The sequence below is a fragment of the Comamonas sp. 26 genome (genome assembly GCF_002754475.1).
GTDB lineage: Bacteria > Pseudomonadota > Gammaproteobacteria > Burkholderiales > Burkholderiaceae_C > Comamonas.
In genome coordinates this window covers 223,845-240,613 of sequence record NZ_PEFL01000001.1, presented here as the reverse complement: position 1 = coordinate 240,613, position 16,769 = coordinate 223,845, and the positions used below count along the sequence as shown (strand labels likewise).

The window sequence follows — 16,769 nt, the reverse complement described above, 5'->3', positions numbered from 1 at the left end:
AATGCAATCTCGTCTGAGCCCCTATGCTTGGGTGTGCTTTTCCATGTGCGTAGGCGTCATGGGCACCGCCCTTGCCAGCCCGCTCTACCCCCTCTACCAGCAGGCCTGGGGGCTGCAGCCCAGCCACATCACACAGATCTTCGTGACCTATATGCTGGGCGCGCTGATCAGCCTGCTGTTTCTGGGACGCCTGACGAACCGCTTTGGTTTTCTGAAGGTGCTGCGCATGGGGCTGATCATCATGACGGTGGGCGTCATGGGCTCGGCCATGGCCTGGAATGCCATCAGCCTGGGCGTATGCCGCTTCATCATTGGTCTGGCGTCCGGGCTGATCACAACATCAGCCTCGGTGGGCATGACCCAGCTCAACAACAAAGGCGACTTGCAGCGCGCTGCCGCAACTACCAGCCTGACGATTGCCTTTGGCTTTGGCCTCGGCCCCGTGGTTGGCGGCTTGATGGCGCAATGGGTGCCACATCCACTGCTCACCAGCTATCTGCCCCCCATTGCGCTGAGCTTTCTGGGCATCTACGCCCTGTTTCAGATCAAGCTGCCAGCAGCTTCAGAGCCTTCTTTCAGCGATGTAGCCCGCCTGTCTCTCAAAGATGTTCTGCCCAGCATCTCCCAGCCGCGCAAGCCCTTTCTTTATCACTACGCTCTGGGCTGCATGGCTGCGTTTTCCGCCTTTGGCATGTTCAGTCTGTTTGCCGCCATGGCCCCCAGTTTCATGGCAAAAATGGTGCCCTGGCATGGCCCGGCCGTTTCTGGCCTCTCGATCGGTATCATCCTGTTTCTGTCTGCCGGCATTCAGTTGATTGCACGCCCGTACGCCACCAAAAGCGTGGCCATCGTCGGCTTTTTCGCGCTGACGGCCACCAATGCATTACTCATCGTCAACAGCTTTGCGGGCTCGACGGCGCTGTTTGTTCTCTGCGTGATGAGCATGGCCTGCGGCCATGCGCTGTGCAATCTGGCGGGCATGTCCATCGTCAACAAAGTCTCCAAACCGGCCAACCGTACCGGCCTGCTGTCCACCTATCTGGTCATGGGCTATGTGGGCACGATTGTTCCCATTCTGGGCATGGGCTGGCTGTCAGACCATATCGGCCTGACGGGAGCCCTGATCGGCTTTTGCACCTGCCTGGGCCTGCTGACCGCCTTGTTAGGCCTGCTTTGCCTGCGCGCCCGCGTTCTGCCTATTCCACGCAACTAAGAGCCACTCTAAAGCCGCTTACCGGAAATGCGGACCGGCCCCCTGCCCGGCCAGGCAATCCTGCTCATTGCGCAGCGGGCAGACCTTGAGGGAAAGACAACCACAGCCTATGCAGGAGTCGAGCTGGTCCCTGAGCTGGGTCAGCGTGGCAATGCGCTCATCAAGCTGGCCCTTCCAGTGCGACGACAAGCTAGCCCAATCCCTTTTGCCGGGCACGCGGTTGCCGGGCAGATGCGCCAGCGCCTGTGCAATCTCGGCCAGCGGAATGCCCATGCGCTGTGCCACCTTGATCACCGCCACCCGTCGCAGCACCGCGCGGGCATAGCGGCGCTGATTGCCAGCAGTGCGCGCACTCGCAATCAATCCCTGCTTCTCATAAAAGTGCAAAGCAGATACCGCCACGCCGCTGCGGCTGGCCACTTCGCCCACGCTCAGCTCCTGCAACCCATCGGCCTCCGGCAGATGGCGGCTGTTGCACTCCGCCGAATCAGCCCCCTCTTCACATTGCACTGTCGGTCCCATATTTCTCCTTGCTGTTCATGACTGGCGTGCTATCGCCGCAATCCGAAGTGGTCTTACAAAACACTTGACCTCAAGCTTAGTTGAGGTTGAACAATGCAAAACATCTTCCGGCCAAAAGCCCGCTCTTTGCAGGGCTTCGCCGGAGCAGGTTTTCCCGAAGGACTTCCATGGACTCCATGCCCAGCATCACCCCCCAGCTCCGCACACAAGCGCAATACCTGCAACCCGCCGGTCTTTATGACTGCAGCCCAAACGGCTACACCCATGTAGTCACAGTCCAGGAACCTCTGCGCTGGCTGTTCGTCTCCGGACAGGGCGGAGAAGACGCACAGTCCGAACTGCCCGACAGCTTTGCCCAACAAGCCGCGCAGGCTCTGGCCAACATCAAGATCGCCCTGGCTGCCGGTGGCGCGGACATGGGCCATGTGCTCAAACTCACAGTGCTGATCGTCGATCATTCGCTGGAGCGTTTCGAACATTGGCAACGCAGCGTGCGTCAGCACTGGGGCAGTGGCGAACCCGGCGACGAGCGACCGCGTTTTCCTGCCTGTACGCTGATCCCCGTACCCAAGCTGGCTCTGCCCGGCATGCTGATCGAAGTGGAAGCCACGGCAGCGGCCCCCGTCGCAGCGCCCACGCAGCCAGCCCTTGCGATGCCACCGGCTCAGACTCTCAGAGCGGCCACCACGGCCTAAATTGCAACATCCATCCGCGCGCCTCATGAAACCAAACAACACGACCACGGCTCCGACGGTTCTCTCGAAAACAACCCTGCTGCTCATGGCCACTGCTTGCGGCCTGTGTGCGGGAGCAAATTACTTCAACCAGCCGCTGCTCAACTCCATGGTGCAGCATCTGCACATCAGCGATGCCCAGGCCTCCAGCACCGTGACCATGGCGCAGGTGTCCTATGGCCTGGGCCTGCTGTTTTTGGTGCCGCTGGGCGACATGCTGGAACGCCGTCGCCTGGTGCTCATCCTCATGCTGCTGGCAGCCTGCGGCATGCTGCTCTCCGGCATCAGCGGCCTTGCAGGCAGTTTTGCCCTGCTTGCCGCAGGCACTTTGATGGCTGGCGTGTTCTCCGTCGCCGCACAGGTTCTGGTGCCCATGGCCGCCACCTTTGCGGCCCCCGGCACCAGCGGCCGCGCAGTGGGGCTGGTCATGAGCGGGCTGCTGATCGGCATCCTCGCCTCGCGCAGCGTGGCGGGCATTCTGTCCGATCTGGGCGGCTGGAGCACGGTGTACTGGGTCGGTGCCGTCAGCACCGCCCTCATGGCCGTACTGCTGGCGCGCGCCCTGCCCTCGGCCGCTCCAGCCACCCCGGTGAGCTATGGCGCAGTCATGAAGTCGCTGGGCGAGTTGCTGCGCCAGCACCCACGTCTGCGCAGCCGGGCGCTGATTGGCGGCACCGGCTTTGCCACCGTGAGCGTGTTGTTTTCCACCATGGCGCTGCTGCTGGCCGGGCCGGGCTTTCAGCTTTCGGACTTGATGATCGGCCTGATTGGCATCGTCGGCATTGCCGGTGCGCTGATGGCCAATGTGGCCGGGCGACTGGCCGACAAGGGGCTGGAGCAACCCACCACCATGGCGGGGGCTCTGCTCATGCTGCTGGGCTGGCTGTGTCTGTGGCTGGGCGGCACCAGCATCTGGTGGTTCATGCTGGGTCTGCTGGTGGTCGATGGCGCGCTGCAGGCGCTGCACATCAGCAACCAGAACGTGGTCTACGCGCTCGCACCCGAGGCGCGCTCGCGCATCAATGCCGTCTACATGACGACGTATTTTCTGGGTGCCTCCATTGGCTCGGCTTTGGGCTCCTGGGCCTGGCTCAACCATGGCTGGAGCGGCACCAGCCTCATGGGCGGATTACTGGGCCTGATCTCGCTGGGCGTGGTGCTTTGGGATCGCCGTTTGCTGGCCCAGCAAACGCAAAAAAACTCTTGAATTGATAGCTGCTAGCGCTTTATGGATAAGCGCTAGCGGCAATTTTCATGTGTTTTTCGACTGAAAAAACCAGAGGCTTGAAGATCGCGCCAGTCGACCGGGAAGGATGAGTTGCGACCCGTTGCAGTCGTTCAGTACTACGAGCAATGAAAGCCTCTTTATTTCCAAACCGCACGTGAGGCTAAAGCCAGAGCCTTGCTTCGAGGTTTAGTCCTCACTCGCGCGCGGGTAGCCCGCGTCTGCCCAGCGCTGCGCAGATGCACGGGTGAGACCTTGGTCGGGGCGGACTCGCACTTTAGCTAACTGGCAGCCGTCCGCAGCAGTGGCCGTGAGCGTCGCAGTGGGGTTCTCTTCATCGGGTTCAATATCGAGAGCCACCACCACGCGCAATCCACGAACCTCAATATCTATCGTTTTGTGCAACATCGCTGCCTGGTGCTGCTCATGCCTGCGTATTATTTCACTGGCAGTCTTCACCAGCGTGTTGAAGGCCGACACGTCCAATGGCTTAGGATTTTTCTTGTCACGGCCCATGGTCCATGGGCCGACAAGAGCGGGTTCCGCCTGGCCGTCTTGAGTCATCGATACCGCCCAGCCATCGTCGTCTTCATTCTTGATCACACAGGCCTCCCAGCCCTTGTGATGCCACAGGCGGTCTTCAAAGATGGAGACGTCTTCTTGTTCTAGTTCTGTTGACATGTTTGGCCTTTTTTGTGGAGCTATCAAGCCACAATTTTACTGTTTATTTATACAGTTTAAAGACTGGGTATATGCCAAGGGCTGGAGTCTTGAGCTGGGCATGTCAGGGTTAGATAGATGCAGGCATCGTTCATCCATCAGCTCAGGTGCTTTGCGTCAGTAGCTAATGCTCCAGGCAAGTGCCCGTTCTGGCTGAGTCGGGCATTCTTAATCGCTGGCTGCCGCACTGGACAGTAAATCGATCAATAGTCTGGCTGCAGGCGCTACATAGCTTTTCTCACGGTAGGTGACCACGAGCCGCCGGGTCATCGTTGTTTCCTTGATGGGTACTTCACGCAGGCGGGATGCAGCATGAGCACTCTCCAGGTGATGACGTGAGATGAAGCTAAGCAGCTTGGTCTCTGCGATCAATGCTGGCAGCATCAATAGCATGGTGCTTTCTACCTGCACCCTGGGGCGCGGCAGGCGTTTACGGTCAAATGTGTGATCCAGCCAATCCCGGGTGGGGGCCCCCGGAGGTTGCAGCACCCAGCGGTATGCCGTTAAATCCCGCAAAACCGGTTGTATGCGGTGTATTTCATGCTCAGCACTGGCCGCCACGACGATGGTGTCCGATGTTAGTACCTGTGAGATATAGCCGGGCTCATCTGGGCCTTCAGTACCCACCAGCAAATCAATCGCTCCCGATTGCAGTTGCGGGCGCAGCGTGTCGACCAGCCCCACCACGGTTCGCAACGTGACTTCCGGCGCCTGGGCCATGAGTTGGCGTGCAGCCTGTGGCAACAGAAATTGTGCAGCGGTCGGCACGATGCCCAGGCGAATGTGGCCAGACAGGCCGAGGGCCATGTCTGCGATTTCTCGTTTTGCATCTTCAGCGTCGAAGCGCAGGCGTTGCGCCCATTTGAGCAAGACCTGACCAGCCGCTGTCAGCCGAATACCGCGGCCTGACTTTTCGAACAAGGGCGCTCCGCACTCTGCTTCCAACCGGCGTATGCAGCTCGTCAATGCCGGCTGGGTCCGGTGCAGGCGCTCTGTTGCTTGCCCAATATGTTCGAGCTCCGCAATGGTTTCAAAGTAGCGAAGATCACGCAGGTCCATAGCAAAAGTCTTATTGATGTATTTGAAATAATTATCGATTGGACTGTATCTTTTGCAGACCTAATACTCAAGCACATCACAAAAAATTCGGCGCTGTGGCCGATCCTAAATTGGAGACAAACATGTTGCTGAACCGTCGTACCTTGGTCACGTTCTGTGTTTTCGCTGCTGCAGCAGCGACGTCGCACGCACAGACCTATCCCAATCGCCCCATCCGAGTCGTTGTGCCCTTCCCTGCTGGCGGCGGAACCGACATCATTGCGCGCGAAGTCACACAAAAAGTGACCAGCACCACAGGCTGGGTCTTTGTGGTGGAGAACAAGCCCGGTGCTGCTGGCAATATGGGGGTAGATATGGCCGTCAAGGCAGCTGCGGATGGCTACACCATCGTGCTAGGACAGTCCAGCAACCTCGCGATCAGTCCGTCGCTGTACGCCAAGATGCCCTATGACTCGGTGAAAGATTTGATGCCCATCGTGCAGGTTGCTAACGCGCCCTTTGTGCTGGTAACAGGTACCAATGGGCCGTACAAGACACTTGCTGATGTGGTGAAAGCGGCCAAAGCCAAACCCAAGCATCTCAACTTTGCCTCCCCTGGCAACGGCACGGTGGCGCATCTGACCGGCGAGCTGCTGCAGTCGGCAGCAGGAATCAAGATGCAGCATGTCCCCTACAAAGGTGCAGCTCAGGCATTGACCGATGTCGTCAGCGGAAATGTGGATCTGTACCTAGGCTCTGTACCCACGTTGATTGGACAGATCCGGCAAGGCAAGATGCGCTCGCTGGCCGTGACCTCTGCCAAGCGAGTGGATGACCTGCCTGACGTACCGAGCATCAACGAATCTGGCTACAAAGGCTTTGACGCCGTGACATGGTTTGGATTGCTTGCGCCTACCGGAACGCCCAAAGAAGTGATTGCCAAGCTCAACAGCGAATTCAATAAAGCCCTGGGTCAGGCGGATCTGCGGAAAAAACTCGGCGATCAAGGTGCCATTCCTGTCGGCGGCACTCCTGAGCAGTTTGCCGCTTTGATCAAAGAAGACATCGTGCGCTGGGGGCAGGTGGTCAAGCAGTCCGGCGCGCGCATCGACTGATCCGGCCTCCTCTTTCTTTTCACCCCTTAATCGGCCGGAATGCTCCGGCCCTCCTGGAGATTCTTATGAGTCAAGCCGCTGCATTGCCTGATGTGGTTCGCGATATTGCGCGCGTCGATGCGCAAGTGGTTGAACAAGCTGCCCAATTTCCTTCGTCCATCCTGGCCGATGTGGCCGGCCGCCGTGGCGGGCTGCATGGTCGCATTGCGCCGCTGGCTTCCAGCATGCGTTTTGCGGGGCCAGCCATCACCGTCGAGGTGCGCCCAGGCGACAACCTGATGATTCATGCCGCCATGGCCGTGGCACAGCCCGGTGATGTCATCGTGGTGGATGGCAAGGGTGACCTCTCCAGTGCTCTGATGGGGGAAATCATGTCCCAGCAATGTGTAGCCCTTGGCATTGCCGCCGTGGTGATTGATGGCGCGGTGCGTGATAGTGAAGCCATCCGCGAACTGGGCTTTCCCATGTATGCCGCAGGCCTGAACCCGAATGGGCCGACCAAATTTGTTCCCGGTCGTTTGAATCACCCCATCTCCATTGGCGGCGTGACCGTCAACCCAGGTGACCTGGTGGTGGGTGATGCCGATGGTGTGACTGTCATTGAGCGCGCCAAGGCTGCGGCGATGCTGCCGCTGGCTGCTGACAAAGTGGCGGCTGAAACCAAGCGCATTGCCGACATTCAAAATCGCCTAGCGCTGGCTCCCGCATGGCTGGACGGTGCGCTGCGCGCTGCAGGAGTGATCCGCGAAGGGGAAAAGCTGTGAGCAAGCGCCCCATTTTTTTGGTGACAGGCGCAGACCTGGCGCCCCAGGCCCTGGCATTGTTGACCGACTTCGACATGGTCTATGCGGGCAAGACACCCTCTGAAGACGACGTGGTACGCCTTTGCCAACAGCATGACCCGGTGGGCATCATCGTTCGCTACAGCAAGGTGGGGAAGCAGGCCATGGATGCAGCGCCCAGCCTGCGGGTGATTTCCAAGCATGGCAGCGGCACGGACACCATAGACAAACAGGCGGCTGAGGAGCGTGGAATTAGGGTCGTCGCTGCCGTAGGTGCCAATGCAGCAGCCGTCGCGGAGCAGGCCCTGGCTCTGATGCTGGCATGTGCCAAATCAGTGGTCCAGTTGGACCAACGCATGCGCGCAGGCCATTGGGACAAGGCTACGCACAAAAATGTGGAGCTCGAAGGGCGCACAGTCGGCGTCGTGGGCTTAGGTGCCATCGGTTTGCGTTTTGCCAAAGTGGCGGATGCCATGGGCATGCGGGTGCTGGGCTTTGATCCCTATGCCAAAGAGCTGCCGGCTTTTGTGCAGCGGGCAGATTGGAGCGCAATTCTGAGTGAATCGGACGTCATCTCTTTGCACTGCCCTTTGACGAATGAAAACGCTCACTTGCTCAATGCAAGCACTTTGGCTGAATGCAAATCTGGCGTGCTCATCGTGAATACAGCCAGAGGTGGCTTGATTGATGAGCAAGCTCTACTGGACGCGGTGAAGAGTGGTCAAGTCGGCGCTGCAGGTTTGGACAGCTTTGCGATAGAACCCATGGTCCATCCCCATCGATTTCATGCAGAGCCGCGCATCGTATTAAGTCCACATATCGGCGGGATCACGGCCGATGCCTATGTAAAGATGGGTGTCGCATCCGCACACAATGCGCTGCAGGTTTTAAAAGCCTGAGTGGATTGGCCAGCATTCCGGCTATCGAGTGGAGCCAGCAGCCATGGATGTCTGTCCGAATCGCGCTGACTGGCTGCTGCTGGCCGACTGCCACCTACCGCAAGCCATAAAAAAATCCCCGCAGAGCCACCACTCTGCGGGGATTTTTATTGAGCTAATGCTGTTTAAGCCAGCAGCGCGTTCACACGTTTGACGTAGGCGGCTGGGTCTTCGGGCAGACCGCCTTCGGCCAGCACGGCCTGGTCAAACAGAATCTGCGCCAGGTCATGGAAGTGCACGGAGCCGTCCAGCTTCTTGACCAGCGGGTGGTCGGGGTTCACTTCCAGCACGGGCTTGGATTCAGGCGCTGCCTGACCGGCCTGCTTGAGCAAGCGAGCCAGCTGCAGGCTCATGCCGTCATCGCTGACGACCAGGCAAGCGGGCGAATCCACCAGACGGCTGGTAGCACGCACGTCATCCGCCTTGTCCTTCAGGGCATCTTTCAGCTTGGCCAGCACGGGCTTGAAGACTTCAGCCGCTTCTTCAGCCGCCTTCTTCTCTTCTTCATTTTGCAGCTTGCCCAGGTCCACAGCACCCTTGGCCACGGATTGCAGCGGCGTGCCGTCAAACTCTTGCACAAAGTTCAGCGCCCATTCGTCCACGCGGTCCGTCATCAAGAGCACTTCAATGCCCTTTTTCTTGAAGACTTCCAGCTGTGGGCTGTTCTTGGCAGCGGCCAGCGTATCGGCGGTGATGTAGTAAATGGCGTCCTGGCCATCCTGCATGCGGGCCTTGTAATCGGCAAACGAGGTGTTCAGGCCGTCATGTGTGGTCGATGCAAAGCGCAGCAACTTGGCAATGCGATCCTTGTTGGCTTGGTCTTCGCCCAGGCCTTCCTTGAGCACGGCACCGAACTCGTTGTAGAACTGAGTGAACTTGCCTTCCTTGGCCTTGTCGTCAGCATCCACCACATCGGTCACGCCGTCAGCACCGGCTTCATGCTTGTCGTGGCGGGCCAGATCTTCCAGCATGGACAGCACGCGCTTGGCCGAGCCTTCGCGGATCAGCTTCACATCGCGGCTTTCCTGCAGCAGCTCGCGGCTGACGTTCAGCGGCAGATTGGCCGAGTCGATCACACCCTTCACAAAGCGCAGATACTGGGGCATCAGCGCTTCGGCGTCGTCCATGATGAAGACGCGCTTCACATAGAGCTTAATACCGGCATGCTTGTCGCGCTGGTACAGATCAAACGGGGCCTTGCCAGGAATGTAGAGCAGCTGCGTGTACTCGGTATTGCCTTCAACGCGGTTGTGGCTCCAGGTCAGCGGGTCTTCAAAGTCATGGCTGATGGCCTTGTAGAACTCCTTGTACTGCTCTTCGGTAATGTCCTTCTTGGCGCGGGTCCACAGGGCGCTGGCCTTGTTCACGGTTTCCCATTCGCCGGTCTTGACCATCTCGCCGGGCTGATCGTTCTCGCCTTCCTTCCACTCTTCCTTTTCCATCAAGATGGGCAGGCTGATGTGGTCGGAGTACTTGGCAATGACTTGCTTGAGCTTGTAGCCATTGAGGAATTCTTCAGCGTCATCACGCAGGTGCAAGGTGATGCTGGTGCCACGCTCGGCGCGCTCGATTTTCTCGATCTCGAAGTCGCCCGTGCCGCCGCTGATCCAGCGCACGCCTTCAGAAGCAGGAGCACCGGCACGGCGGGTTTCCACAGTGATCTTGTCGGCCACGATGAAGCCGGAGTAAAAGCCCACGCCAAACTGGCCGATCAGCTGCGAATCCGCCTTCTGGTCACCAGACAGCTTGTCCATGAACGCCTTGGTACCGCTCTTGGCGATCGTGCCCAGGTTGTCGATGGCTTCCTGCTCGGTCATGCCGATACCGGTGTCGGTAATCGTCAGCGTCTTGGCGGCCTTGTCAAAGGACACGCGCACTTCCAGATTGGGCTGATCACCGTACAGGCTGGCATCAGCCAGCGCTTCAAAGCGCAGCTTGTCGCAAGCATCCGAAGCATTGGAGATCAGCTCGCGCAGGAAAATTTCCTGGTTGGAATACAGCGAATGCGTAACCAGGTGGAGCAGTTGGGCCACTTCGGCCTGAAAGGAATGGGTTTGCTTTGTCATGAGCGTTCTATGAAATTCTGAAAAAACCGCAAAAATTTATCGCCCAAGGCGATGCGCTTTATTAGCTTGGGACAGCCCTGCCAATTTCAAGGGCTTTGGCCTACAAACGGAAAAAGCGCAAGCGCTATTCAAAAAGAATAGCTGCTTGCGCTTATCTATCAAGGGCTACAGGCCGATTTTTCTTAAAAACCGCCACTCCCCAAACCCAGAGATGCCGAGCAAGAGCCGCCTCGCGGCGAAGGCATCGTCCCCCTCCCCTAGCGCGACAGTGCGTAGAGAGGGGGAAGGCGCAAAGCGCCTCAGGGGGTGTCAAAACGTCTCGTTTTGACCCAGATAACGCCACTGACCCACAGGCAAGTTGCCCAGAGTCACGCCGCCGATGCGGATGCGCTTGAGGCCCACCACGCGCAGACCTACCTGCTCGCACATACGGCGAATCTGGCGCTTCTTGCCTTCGGTCAGCACAAAACGCAGCTGCTCGGGGTTCTGCCAGTCCACCTTGGCGGGCTGCAGAGGCTGGTCGTCCAGCGACAGGCCATGGCGCAGCAGTTCCAGCTTTTCTTCAGGGAAGACAGACTGAATGTCCAGATCACGGTCACCCATGGTCACGCGCACCAGGTATTCCTTGTCGACTTCGGAATCCTCGCCAATGATCTGGCGGGCCACGCGGCCATCCTGAGTCATCACCAGCAGGCCCACGGAGTCAATGTCCAGACGACCGCAAGGTGCCAGACCCTTGAGCTGGCTGAAGTTGAAGCGGGTCTTGCTGCGGTCTTCGTTCCAGCGGTTCTCGTTGGTGAACAGCACCACAGCCGGTTCGTGACCGTCTTCAGCCTGACCGCTCACATAACCCATGGGCTTGTGCAGCAGGATGGTGACTTGCTGTTCCTGGCGCTCCTGCGCCTTCTGGTCGATCTCAACCTTGTCGCCGGGAACCACGTTCTGGCCCATGATGGCGACTTCGCCGTTGACCGTCACCCAGCCGTTTTCCACCCACTCATCGGCCTCGCGACGCGAGCACATGCCCATGTCAGCGATGCGCTTGTTGATGCGAACTGCACCGGGACGGTCATCCTGACGGGCTTCCACTTCGGGCAGCTTGACGGGAATCACGCGATCCGAGCCATCAGCGGCAGGACGGTAAGTGCGGATACCGGTCGTTGGGCGGCGGGTCGCTTCAGAAATAAACGAGCCGGGGATATGGCGCTTTTCAGGCTCGCCACCACGGTCATCACGACGATCGCCACCGCGTTCACCACGGCGCTCGTCATTGCGGCGATCACCACGGTCGTTTCGGTCAAAGGAACGGCCTTCAGGACGGTCACCAAAACCACGGTTCTGTGGACGATCACCAAAGTCACGACCTTGAGGGCGCTCATCACGGCGGCCTTCAAAGCGGTCACCACCACGACGCTCAGCGTCACGCGGTTGATAGTCGCGGCGTTCGTCGTCACGGGGACGGAATTCACGGCGCTCACCACCTTCGGAGCGCTCCGGGCGACCAAAGCCACGGTTTTGTGGGCGATCACCAAAGTCACGGCCGCCTTGAGGACGGTCATCGCGGCGGTCGTCACGCGGACGGAACTCGCGGCGCTCGCCACCTTCGGAACGCTCTGGACGGCCTTGGTCAGGACGGCCAAAACCGGAGGAACGTGGACGGTCACCAAAGTCACGACCACCTTGAGGGCGGTCATCACGGCGGTCGTCACGAGGACGGAACTCGCGGCGTTCGCCACCTTCGGAACGCTCTGGGCGACCTTGGTCAGGACGACCAAAACCGGAAGAACGTGGACGGTCACCAAAGTCACGGCCGCCTTGAGGGCGGTCATCACGGCGGTCGTCACGCGGGCGGAACTCGCGGCGATCGCCACCTTCGGAGCGCTCTGGACGGCCTTGGTCAGGACGGCCAAAACCGGACGAACGTGGACGGTCACCAAAGTCACGACCACCTTGAGGGCGGTCATCACGGCGATCGTCACGCGGACGGAACTCGCGGCGATCGCCACCTTCGGAGCGCTCTGGGCGACCTTGGTCAGGACGGCCAAAGCCGGACGAACGTGGACGGTCACCAAAGTCACGGTTTTGAGGACGATCGCCACCGCGATCACCATCACGCGACTCGCCGTAAGGGCGGAAGCCACGGTCACCACCGCCGAAGCTGCGCTCGCCGCCTTGAGCGGGGCGTTCATCGCGGTTAAAGCGGGGACGATCATCACGTGGGGCAAAGCCACCACGGCGGTCGCCGTCATCGCGGGATGGGCGACCTTGTTCAGGGCGACCATAGCCGGAGGAACGCGGACGATCGTCACGTTGAGGGCGTGCACCGCGATCACCACGCGGTGCATCGCTGCGGGGGCCGCGATCGGAGCGGTCGCCGCCGGATCGGTAGCCACGGTCTTCAGCGGGCCTCTCGGCCTTGGCTGGTGCACGCAAAACAGGGCGTTCCGACGAGGAATCGGACGACGCGGAGGAATTGCCAGCACCTGGGGTGCCGGAATCTTTAGGAGTATTGACTGACATTTGGCCGCTATTTTCGCGCAACGCGCGTACGCGAGGCGAAAGTTATCCACAATTCCAGCGTGGCACTGGGTTTTAGGACAAGAGGCCAGCGCAGCTTGCTTCAGAACGTGTTGAAGCTTTCTGGCTGCGCCCACAAGCGCCATGGAATCAACACCTTACGCCAAGAGCATGGAGTTGGCGCAAACTTCATAGCAAGCATCAGGCCACAGCCTTGCGCGGCGAGCTGAATTGGCCATAACGCAGCGCTTCAAGGTCGAGCACACGCAGGCCGCCGTACTCGATCTGAATCACCCGCTCGCGCTGCAGCACAGACAGCGCCTCGTTCACGCGCTGACGCGACAAACCGACGAGATTGGCAAGTTCCTGCTGAGTAATGCGCAGCACCTGCCCCACGCCGGGGTAAAGCAAGGGGTTAAACAGCGCGGCCAGACTGCGCGCCACGCGCAGGTCGGGGTTGCTCATGCGGTCAATCTCGCGCGCAGCGATGAACTGGCCCAGTCGTTCATTGAGCTGGTTCATCACAAAGCGGTTAAAGCCAATGGAGTGATCAAGCAGCCAGTGAAACATGTCAATGGGCAAGCCGCCCACCACGCTTTTGCGCAAGGCCTGCACGTTGTAGCGATAAGGCTCGCGCTTGATGACCGTTCCCTCGCCAAACCAGCCGCCTGGCGGCAGCCCGGCCAGCGTCATGCTGACACCGTCGGCGTTCTCGGTGTTCATCTTGAACAGACCATCAACCACGCCAAACCAGTAGGTCGGCGAATGGCCGGTGCGGCAGACATAGTCTCCGGGCTCGGCATCCCCCACCACCAGCACGCGCTGCACGTTCTCGCGCTCAAGGGGCAGCAGCACCGGCCACCACGGAATACCCTCCAGCTCCACATCCAAAGGCTTGCGACGCCTTTGATGCAATGACAGTTCTTGACTCATGGCATGCAGCATTGCCAAAGCCGGGCCGATGCAAAAGCGGGATTTCCACGAGGCAGCAAATGCACCGTTTTCAGCAGCATTTGCCACAGCGGATATTCACTATGAAGGCTTTCCCTCAAATTGTCGCCCAACAGACATCCTGGCGTCAAAGTCATCCTTAGCATGACTGCAAGACTTCAGGTTCCGGGTGTTCATCACGCCGGCGCTCCCAAGACCCAAAGGACCCGGCATGACAACCACGTTTCCGCAACTGCTGCTCAAGCACGCGACAGAGCGCCCCGATGCGCCCGCCTTGCGTGAGAAGGAGTACGGCATCTGGCAAACCTGGAGCTGGCGCGAAGCCGCCCAAACCGTGCGCCACATGGCCTGCGGCCTGCGTGCGCTGGGGCTTGCACGAGGACAGAACCTGGCTTTTATCAGCGACAACCGCCCGCATGTCTACATGGGTTTTCTGGCGGTGCAGGCCTGCGGGGCTGTTCCCATCCCGCTGTACCAGGATGCCGTGGCCGCCGAGATGATGTTTGTGATGGAGGACGCAGAAATCGCGTTTGCCTTTGCTGAAAATCAGGAGCAGGTGGACAAGCTGCTGGAAGTGCGCGAGAGCGTTGCCAGCATTCGCCACATCATTTATGACGACCCGCGTGGCCTGCGCAAGTACGACCAGCCCGGTCTCATCAGCACCGAAGATCTGCTGGCCAAGGGCAAAGAGTGGGATGCGCAAAACACCGGTGCGTATGAGGCCATGATTCAGGCCGTTCAACCTGAGGATGTCTCGGTCATCCTCTACACCTCGGGCACCACCGGCAAACCCAAGGGCGTGTGCCAGACTCACGCCAGCTTTGGCGAATCCGCTCGCGGCGGTGCGCAGACCGATAAGCTCAATGCTTCAGACAACGTCATCTGCTACCTGCCCCCAGCCTGGGTCGGTGACCATCTGTTTTCCTTTGCGCAGTGGCTGGTGGCGGGTTTCACCATCAACTGCCCGGAATCTGCGGCCACCATCTCCATCGACCTGCGCGAGATTGGCCCCAGCTACTACTTTGCGCCGCCCCGCATTTTCGAAGGCATGCTGACTTCGGTCTCCATCCGCATGGAAGACGCGTCGCCACTCAAGCAATGGATGTACGCCAAGGCCATGGGCGTGGCCCGCCGCGTGGGCTCGGACATTCTGGATGGCAAGAGCGTGGGCGCCATCGACCGGCTCAAGTACCAGCTGGGCAATCTCTTCATCTACGGGCCGCTGCGCAACGCCATGGGTCTGTCGCGCATTCGGGTGGCCTATACGGCGGGTGCGGCCATCGGCCCTGAGCTGTTTCGCTTCTTTCGCTCCATCGGCATCAACCTCAAGCAGCTCTATGGCCAGACCGAGACCTGCGCCTATGTCTGCCTGCAGCGCGACGGGCAGGTTGAACTCTCCAGCGTGGGACAGGCAGCACCCGGTATTGAGCTAAAAATTGCCGACAACGGCGAGGTACTGGTCAAGGGCGTATCCGTGCTCAAGGAGTACTACAAGCGCCCCGACGCAACGGCCGAAGTGATGGATGCCAACGGCTACTTTCACACCGGCGATGCCGGCGTGATCGACGCCAGCGGCCAGCTGCGCATCATCGACCGCGCCAAGGACGTAGGCAAGACCAGCCGCGGTGCCATGTTTGCGCCCAACTACATCGAAAACAAGCTCAAGTTCTTCCCCCACATCAAGGAAGCCGTGTGCTTTGGCCATGGCAAGGACGAGGTCTGCGCCTTCATCAACATCGACTATGAAGCTGTCGGCAACTGGGCCGAGCGCCAGGGCCTGCCCTATGGCGGTTATGTCGATCTGGCCAGCAAGGCCAAGGTTCTGGAACTGGTGGCCGAATGCATCGGCCAGGTCAACGCCGACCTGGCCAGCGAGCCCGGCATGGCCGACACCCAGGTAGCGCGCTTTCTGGTGCTGCACAAAGAGCTGGACCCCGATGACGACGAGCTGACCCGTACCCGCAAGGTGCGCCGCAACTTCATTGCCGACAAATACGGCGTGCTGATTGAGGCACTGTACACGGGCAAAAAAGAGCAGTTCATTGAGACGCTGGTGAAGTTTGAGGACGGCCGCACCGGCAGCGTCAGCGCCACGCTGTCCATCGTGGATGCAAGCATCCATCCCGCCGCCGTCAAAGCCGTCGCCTGAGAGGAATTTTCATGAATACAAAAACCGCTGGCGACGTGATTCTGGACATCAAGAACATCAGCCTGCGCTTTGGCGGCGTCAAGGCTCTGACCGATATTTCTTTCAACGTCAAAGAGCATGAAATCCGCGCCATCATTGGCCCCAACGGTGCCGGAAAAAGCTCCATGCTCAACTGCATCAACGGTGTCTACACGCCGTCCGAAGGCTCCATCACTTTTCGTGGCCAGACCTTCAACCACATGAACAGTCGGCAGGTTGCAGAGATGGGCGTAGCGCGCACCTTTCAGAATCTGGCGCTGTTCAAAGGCATGAGCGTGATCGACAACATCATGACCGGCCGCAATCTCAAAATTAAGAGCAATATTCTCATGCAGGCATTGCGCCTTGGTCCTGCACAGCGTGAGGAAATGCAGCACCGCGAGTTTGTCGAGCACATCATCGACTTTCTTGAAATCCAGGCCTGGCGCAAGACCCCTGTGGGCCAACTGCCCTACGGCCTGCAAAAGCGGGTGGACCTTGGCCGAGCCCTCGCCATGGAGCCGCAAGTGCTGCTGCTGGACGAGCCCATGGCCGGCATGAACGTGGAAGAAAAGCAGGACATGTGCCGCTTCATCCTTGACGTAAATGAAGAGTTCGGCACCACCATCGTGCTGATTGAGCACGACATGGGCGTGGTGATGGACATCTCGGACCGCGTCGTGGTGCTGGATTACGGCAAAAAAATTGGCGACGGTGCCCCCGATGAAGTACGCAACAACGAAGACGTGATCCGGGCCTATCTGGGCGCTGGCCACTGAAA

The 16,769-nt window shown here is 59.5% G+C and carries 14 protein-coding genes; 8 read left to right on the top strand and 6 right to left on the bottom strand.

Annotated features, from left to right (window positions below):
* Position 1: 1 nt before the first annotated feature.
* A complete protein-coding gene (locus CLU84_RS01125; RefSeq protein ID WP_099735544.1) occupies positions 2-1,213 on the top strand; it encodes an MFS transporter in 1,212 nt (403 codons plus the stop codon).
* Positions 1,214-1,231: 18 nt separating this feature from the next.
* Here the strand turns inward: CLU84_RS01125 and soxR are convergent, their stop codons facing one another.
* Positions 1,232-1,735 (bottom strand): redox-sensitive transcriptional activator SoxR, encoded by a 504-nt coding sequence (gene soxR, locus CLU84_RS01120; protein ID WP_099735543.1) that lies wholly within the window; start codon positions 1,733-1,735, stop codon positions 1,232-1,234.
* Between the two features lie 167 nt (positions 1,736-1,902).
* Here soxR and CLU84_RS01115 point away from each other — a divergent pair, with 167 nt between their 5' ends.
* Both CLU84_RS01115 and CLU84_RS01110 read left to right on the top strand, forming a co-directional pair.
* Positions 1,903-2,430 (top strand): RidA family protein, encoded by a 528-nt coding sequence (locus CLU84_RS01115; protein WP_233209897.1) that lies wholly within the window; start codon positions 1,903-1,905, stop codon positions 2,428-2,430.
* A gap of 25 nt (positions 2,431-2,455) precedes the next feature.
* Positions 2,456-3,676 (top strand): MFS transporter, encoded by a 1,221-nt coding sequence (locus tag CLU84_RS01110; protein WP_099735542.1) that lies wholly within the window; start codon positions 2,456-2,458, stop codon positions 3,674-3,676.
* A 207-nt stretch (positions 3,677-3,883) separates the two neighbouring features.
* Here the strand turns inward: CLU84_RS01110 and CLU84_RS01105 are convergent, their stop codons facing one another.
* Both CLU84_RS01105 and CLU84_RS01100 read right to left on the bottom strand, forming a co-directional pair.
* Positions 3,884-4,375, bottom strand: a complete 492-nt coding sequence (locus tag CLU84_RS01105) for a hypothetical protein (RefSeq protein ID WP_099735541.1) — start codon at positions 4,373-4,375, stop codon at positions 3,884-3,886.
* A gap of 207 nt (positions 4,376-4,582) precedes the next feature.
* Positions 4,583-5,473, bottom strand: a complete 891-nt coding sequence (locus CLU84_RS01100; RefSeq protein ID WP_099735540.1) for a LysR family transcriptional regulator — start codon at positions 5,471-5,473, stop codon at positions 4,583-4,585.
* Between the two features lie 122 nt (positions 5,474-5,595).
* On the opposite strand from CLU84_RS01100, the gene CLU84_RS01095 reads away from it, so the two are divergent.
* The 3 genes from CLU84_RS01095 (at position 5,596) to CLU84_RS01085 (ending at position 8,248) form a co-directional block, all read left to right on the top strand.
* Complete coding sequence (locus tag CLU84_RS01095) at positions 5,596-6,567, top strand: tripartite tricarboxylate transporter substrate binding protein (protein WP_099735539.1); 972 nt, start codon at positions 5,596-5,598, stop codon at positions 6,565-6,567.
* A 65-nt stretch (positions 6,568-6,632) separates the two neighbouring features.
* Positions 6,633-7,331: an RraA family protein gene (locus tag CLU84_RS01090; RefSeq protein WP_099735538.1), complete on the top strand. Its 699-nt coding sequence runs from the start codon at positions 6,633-6,635 to the stop codon at positions 7,329-7,331.
* Entirely contained in the window at positions 7,328-8,248 is a 921-nt protein-coding gene (locus CLU84_RS01085) for an NAD(P)-dependent oxidoreductase (RefSeq protein ID WP_255409102.1), read from the top strand. The genes CLU84_RS01090 and CLU84_RS01085 overlap by 4 nt, the downstream gene beginning before the upstream one ends.
* 164 nt (positions 8,249-8,412) lie before the next feature.
* Here the strand turns inward: CLU84_RS01085 and htpG are convergent, their stop codons facing one another.
* The 3 genes from htpG to CLU84_RS01070 form a co-directional block, all read right to left on the bottom strand.
* On the bottom strand, positions 8,413-10,353 hold the full coding sequence (gene htpG, locus CLU84_RS01080) for a molecular chaperone HtpG (RefSeq protein WP_099735536.1): 1,941 nt from the start codon (positions 10,351-10,353) through the stop codon (positions 8,413-8,415).
* Positions 10,354-10,662: 309 nt separating this feature from the next.
* Positions 10,663-12,873: a pseudouridine synthase gene (locus CLU84_RS22285; RefSeq protein WP_233209896.1), complete on the bottom strand. Its 2,211-nt coding sequence runs from the start codon at positions 12,871-12,873 to the stop codon at positions 10,663-10,665.
* A gap of 198 nt (positions 12,874-13,071) precedes the next feature.
* On the bottom strand, positions 13,072-13,803 hold the full coding sequence (locus CLU84_RS01070; RefSeq protein WP_099737794.1) for a Crp/Fnr family transcriptional regulator: 732 nt from the start codon (positions 13,801-13,803) through the stop codon (positions 13,072-13,074).
* A gap of 229 nt (positions 13,804-14,032) precedes the next feature.
* Here CLU84_RS01070 and CLU84_RS01065 point away from each other — a divergent pair, with 229 nt between their 5' ends.
* Both CLU84_RS01065 and CLU84_RS01060 read left to right on the top strand, forming a co-directional pair.
* Positions 14,033-15,970 carry a long-chain fatty acid--CoA ligase gene (locus CLU84_RS01065; RefSeq protein ID WP_099735535.1) on the top strand — a complete coding sequence of 646 codons (1,938 nt, stop codon included), beginning with the start codon at positions 14,033-14,035 and terminating at the stop codon, positions 15,968-15,970.
* 11 nt (positions 15,971-15,981) lie between these two features.
* Positions 15,982-16,767, top strand: a complete 786-nt coding sequence (locus CLU84_RS01060; protein WP_099735534.1) for an ABC transporter ATP-binding protein — start codon at positions 15,982-15,984, stop codon at positions 16,765-16,767.
* The last annotated feature ends 2 nt before the right edge of the window (positions 16,768-16,769 follow it).

Excerpts from the sequence above, each read along its gene's own strand:
- CLU84_RS01125 (WP_099735544.1), top strand. The coding sequence starts at position 2 with ATGCAATCTCGTCTGAGCCCCTATGCTTGGGTGTGCTTTTCCATGTGC.
- soxR (WP_099735543.1), bottom strand. The coding sequence starts at position 1,735 with ATGGGACCGACAGTGCAATGTGAAGAGGGGGCTGATTCGGCGGAGTGC.
- CLU84_RS22285 (WP_233209896.1), bottom strand. The coding sequence starts at position 12,873 with ATGTCAGTCAATACTCCTAAAGATTCCGGCACCCCAGGTGCTGGCAAT.
- htpG (WP_099735536.1), bottom strand. The coding sequence starts at position 10,353 with ATGACAAAGCAAACCCATTCCTTTCAGGCCGAAGTGGCCCAACTGCTC.
- CLU84_RS01095 (WP_099735539.1), top strand. The coding sequence starts at position 5,596 with ATGTTGCTGAACCGTCGTACCTTGGTCACGTTCTGTGTTTTCGCTGCT.
- CLU84_RS01090 (WP_099735538.1), top strand. The coding sequence starts at position 6,633 with ATGAGTCAAGCCGCTGCATTGCCTGATGTGGTTCGCGATATTGCGCGC.
- CLU84_RS01110 (WP_099735542.1), top strand. The coding sequence starts at position 2,456 with ATGAAACCAAACAACACGACCACGGCTCCGACGGTTCTCTCGAAAACA.
- CLU84_RS01115 (WP_233209897.1), top strand. The coding sequence starts at position 1,903 with ATGGACTCCATGCCCAGCATCACCCCCCAGCTCCGCACACAAGCGCAA.
- CLU84_RS01070 (WP_099737794.1), bottom strand. The coding sequence starts at position 13,803 with ATGAGTCAAGAACTGTCATTGCATCAAAGGCGTCGCAAGCCTTTGGAT.
- CLU84_RS01105 (WP_099735541.1), bottom strand. The coding sequence starts at position 4,375 with ATGTCAACAGAACTAGAACAAGAAGACGTCTCCATCTTTGAAGACCGC.
- CLU84_RS01100 (WP_099735540.1), bottom strand. The coding sequence starts at position 5,473 with ATGGACCTGCGTGATCTTCGCTACTTTGAAACCATTGCGGAGCTCGAA.
- CLU84_RS01060 (WP_099735534.1), top strand. The coding sequence starts at position 15,982 with ATGAATACAAAAACCGCTGGCGACGTGATTCTGGACATCAAGAACATC.
- CLU84_RS01065 (WP_099735535.1), top strand. The coding sequence starts at position 14,033 with ATGACAACCACGTTTCCGCAACTGCTGCTCAAGCACGCGACAGAGCGC.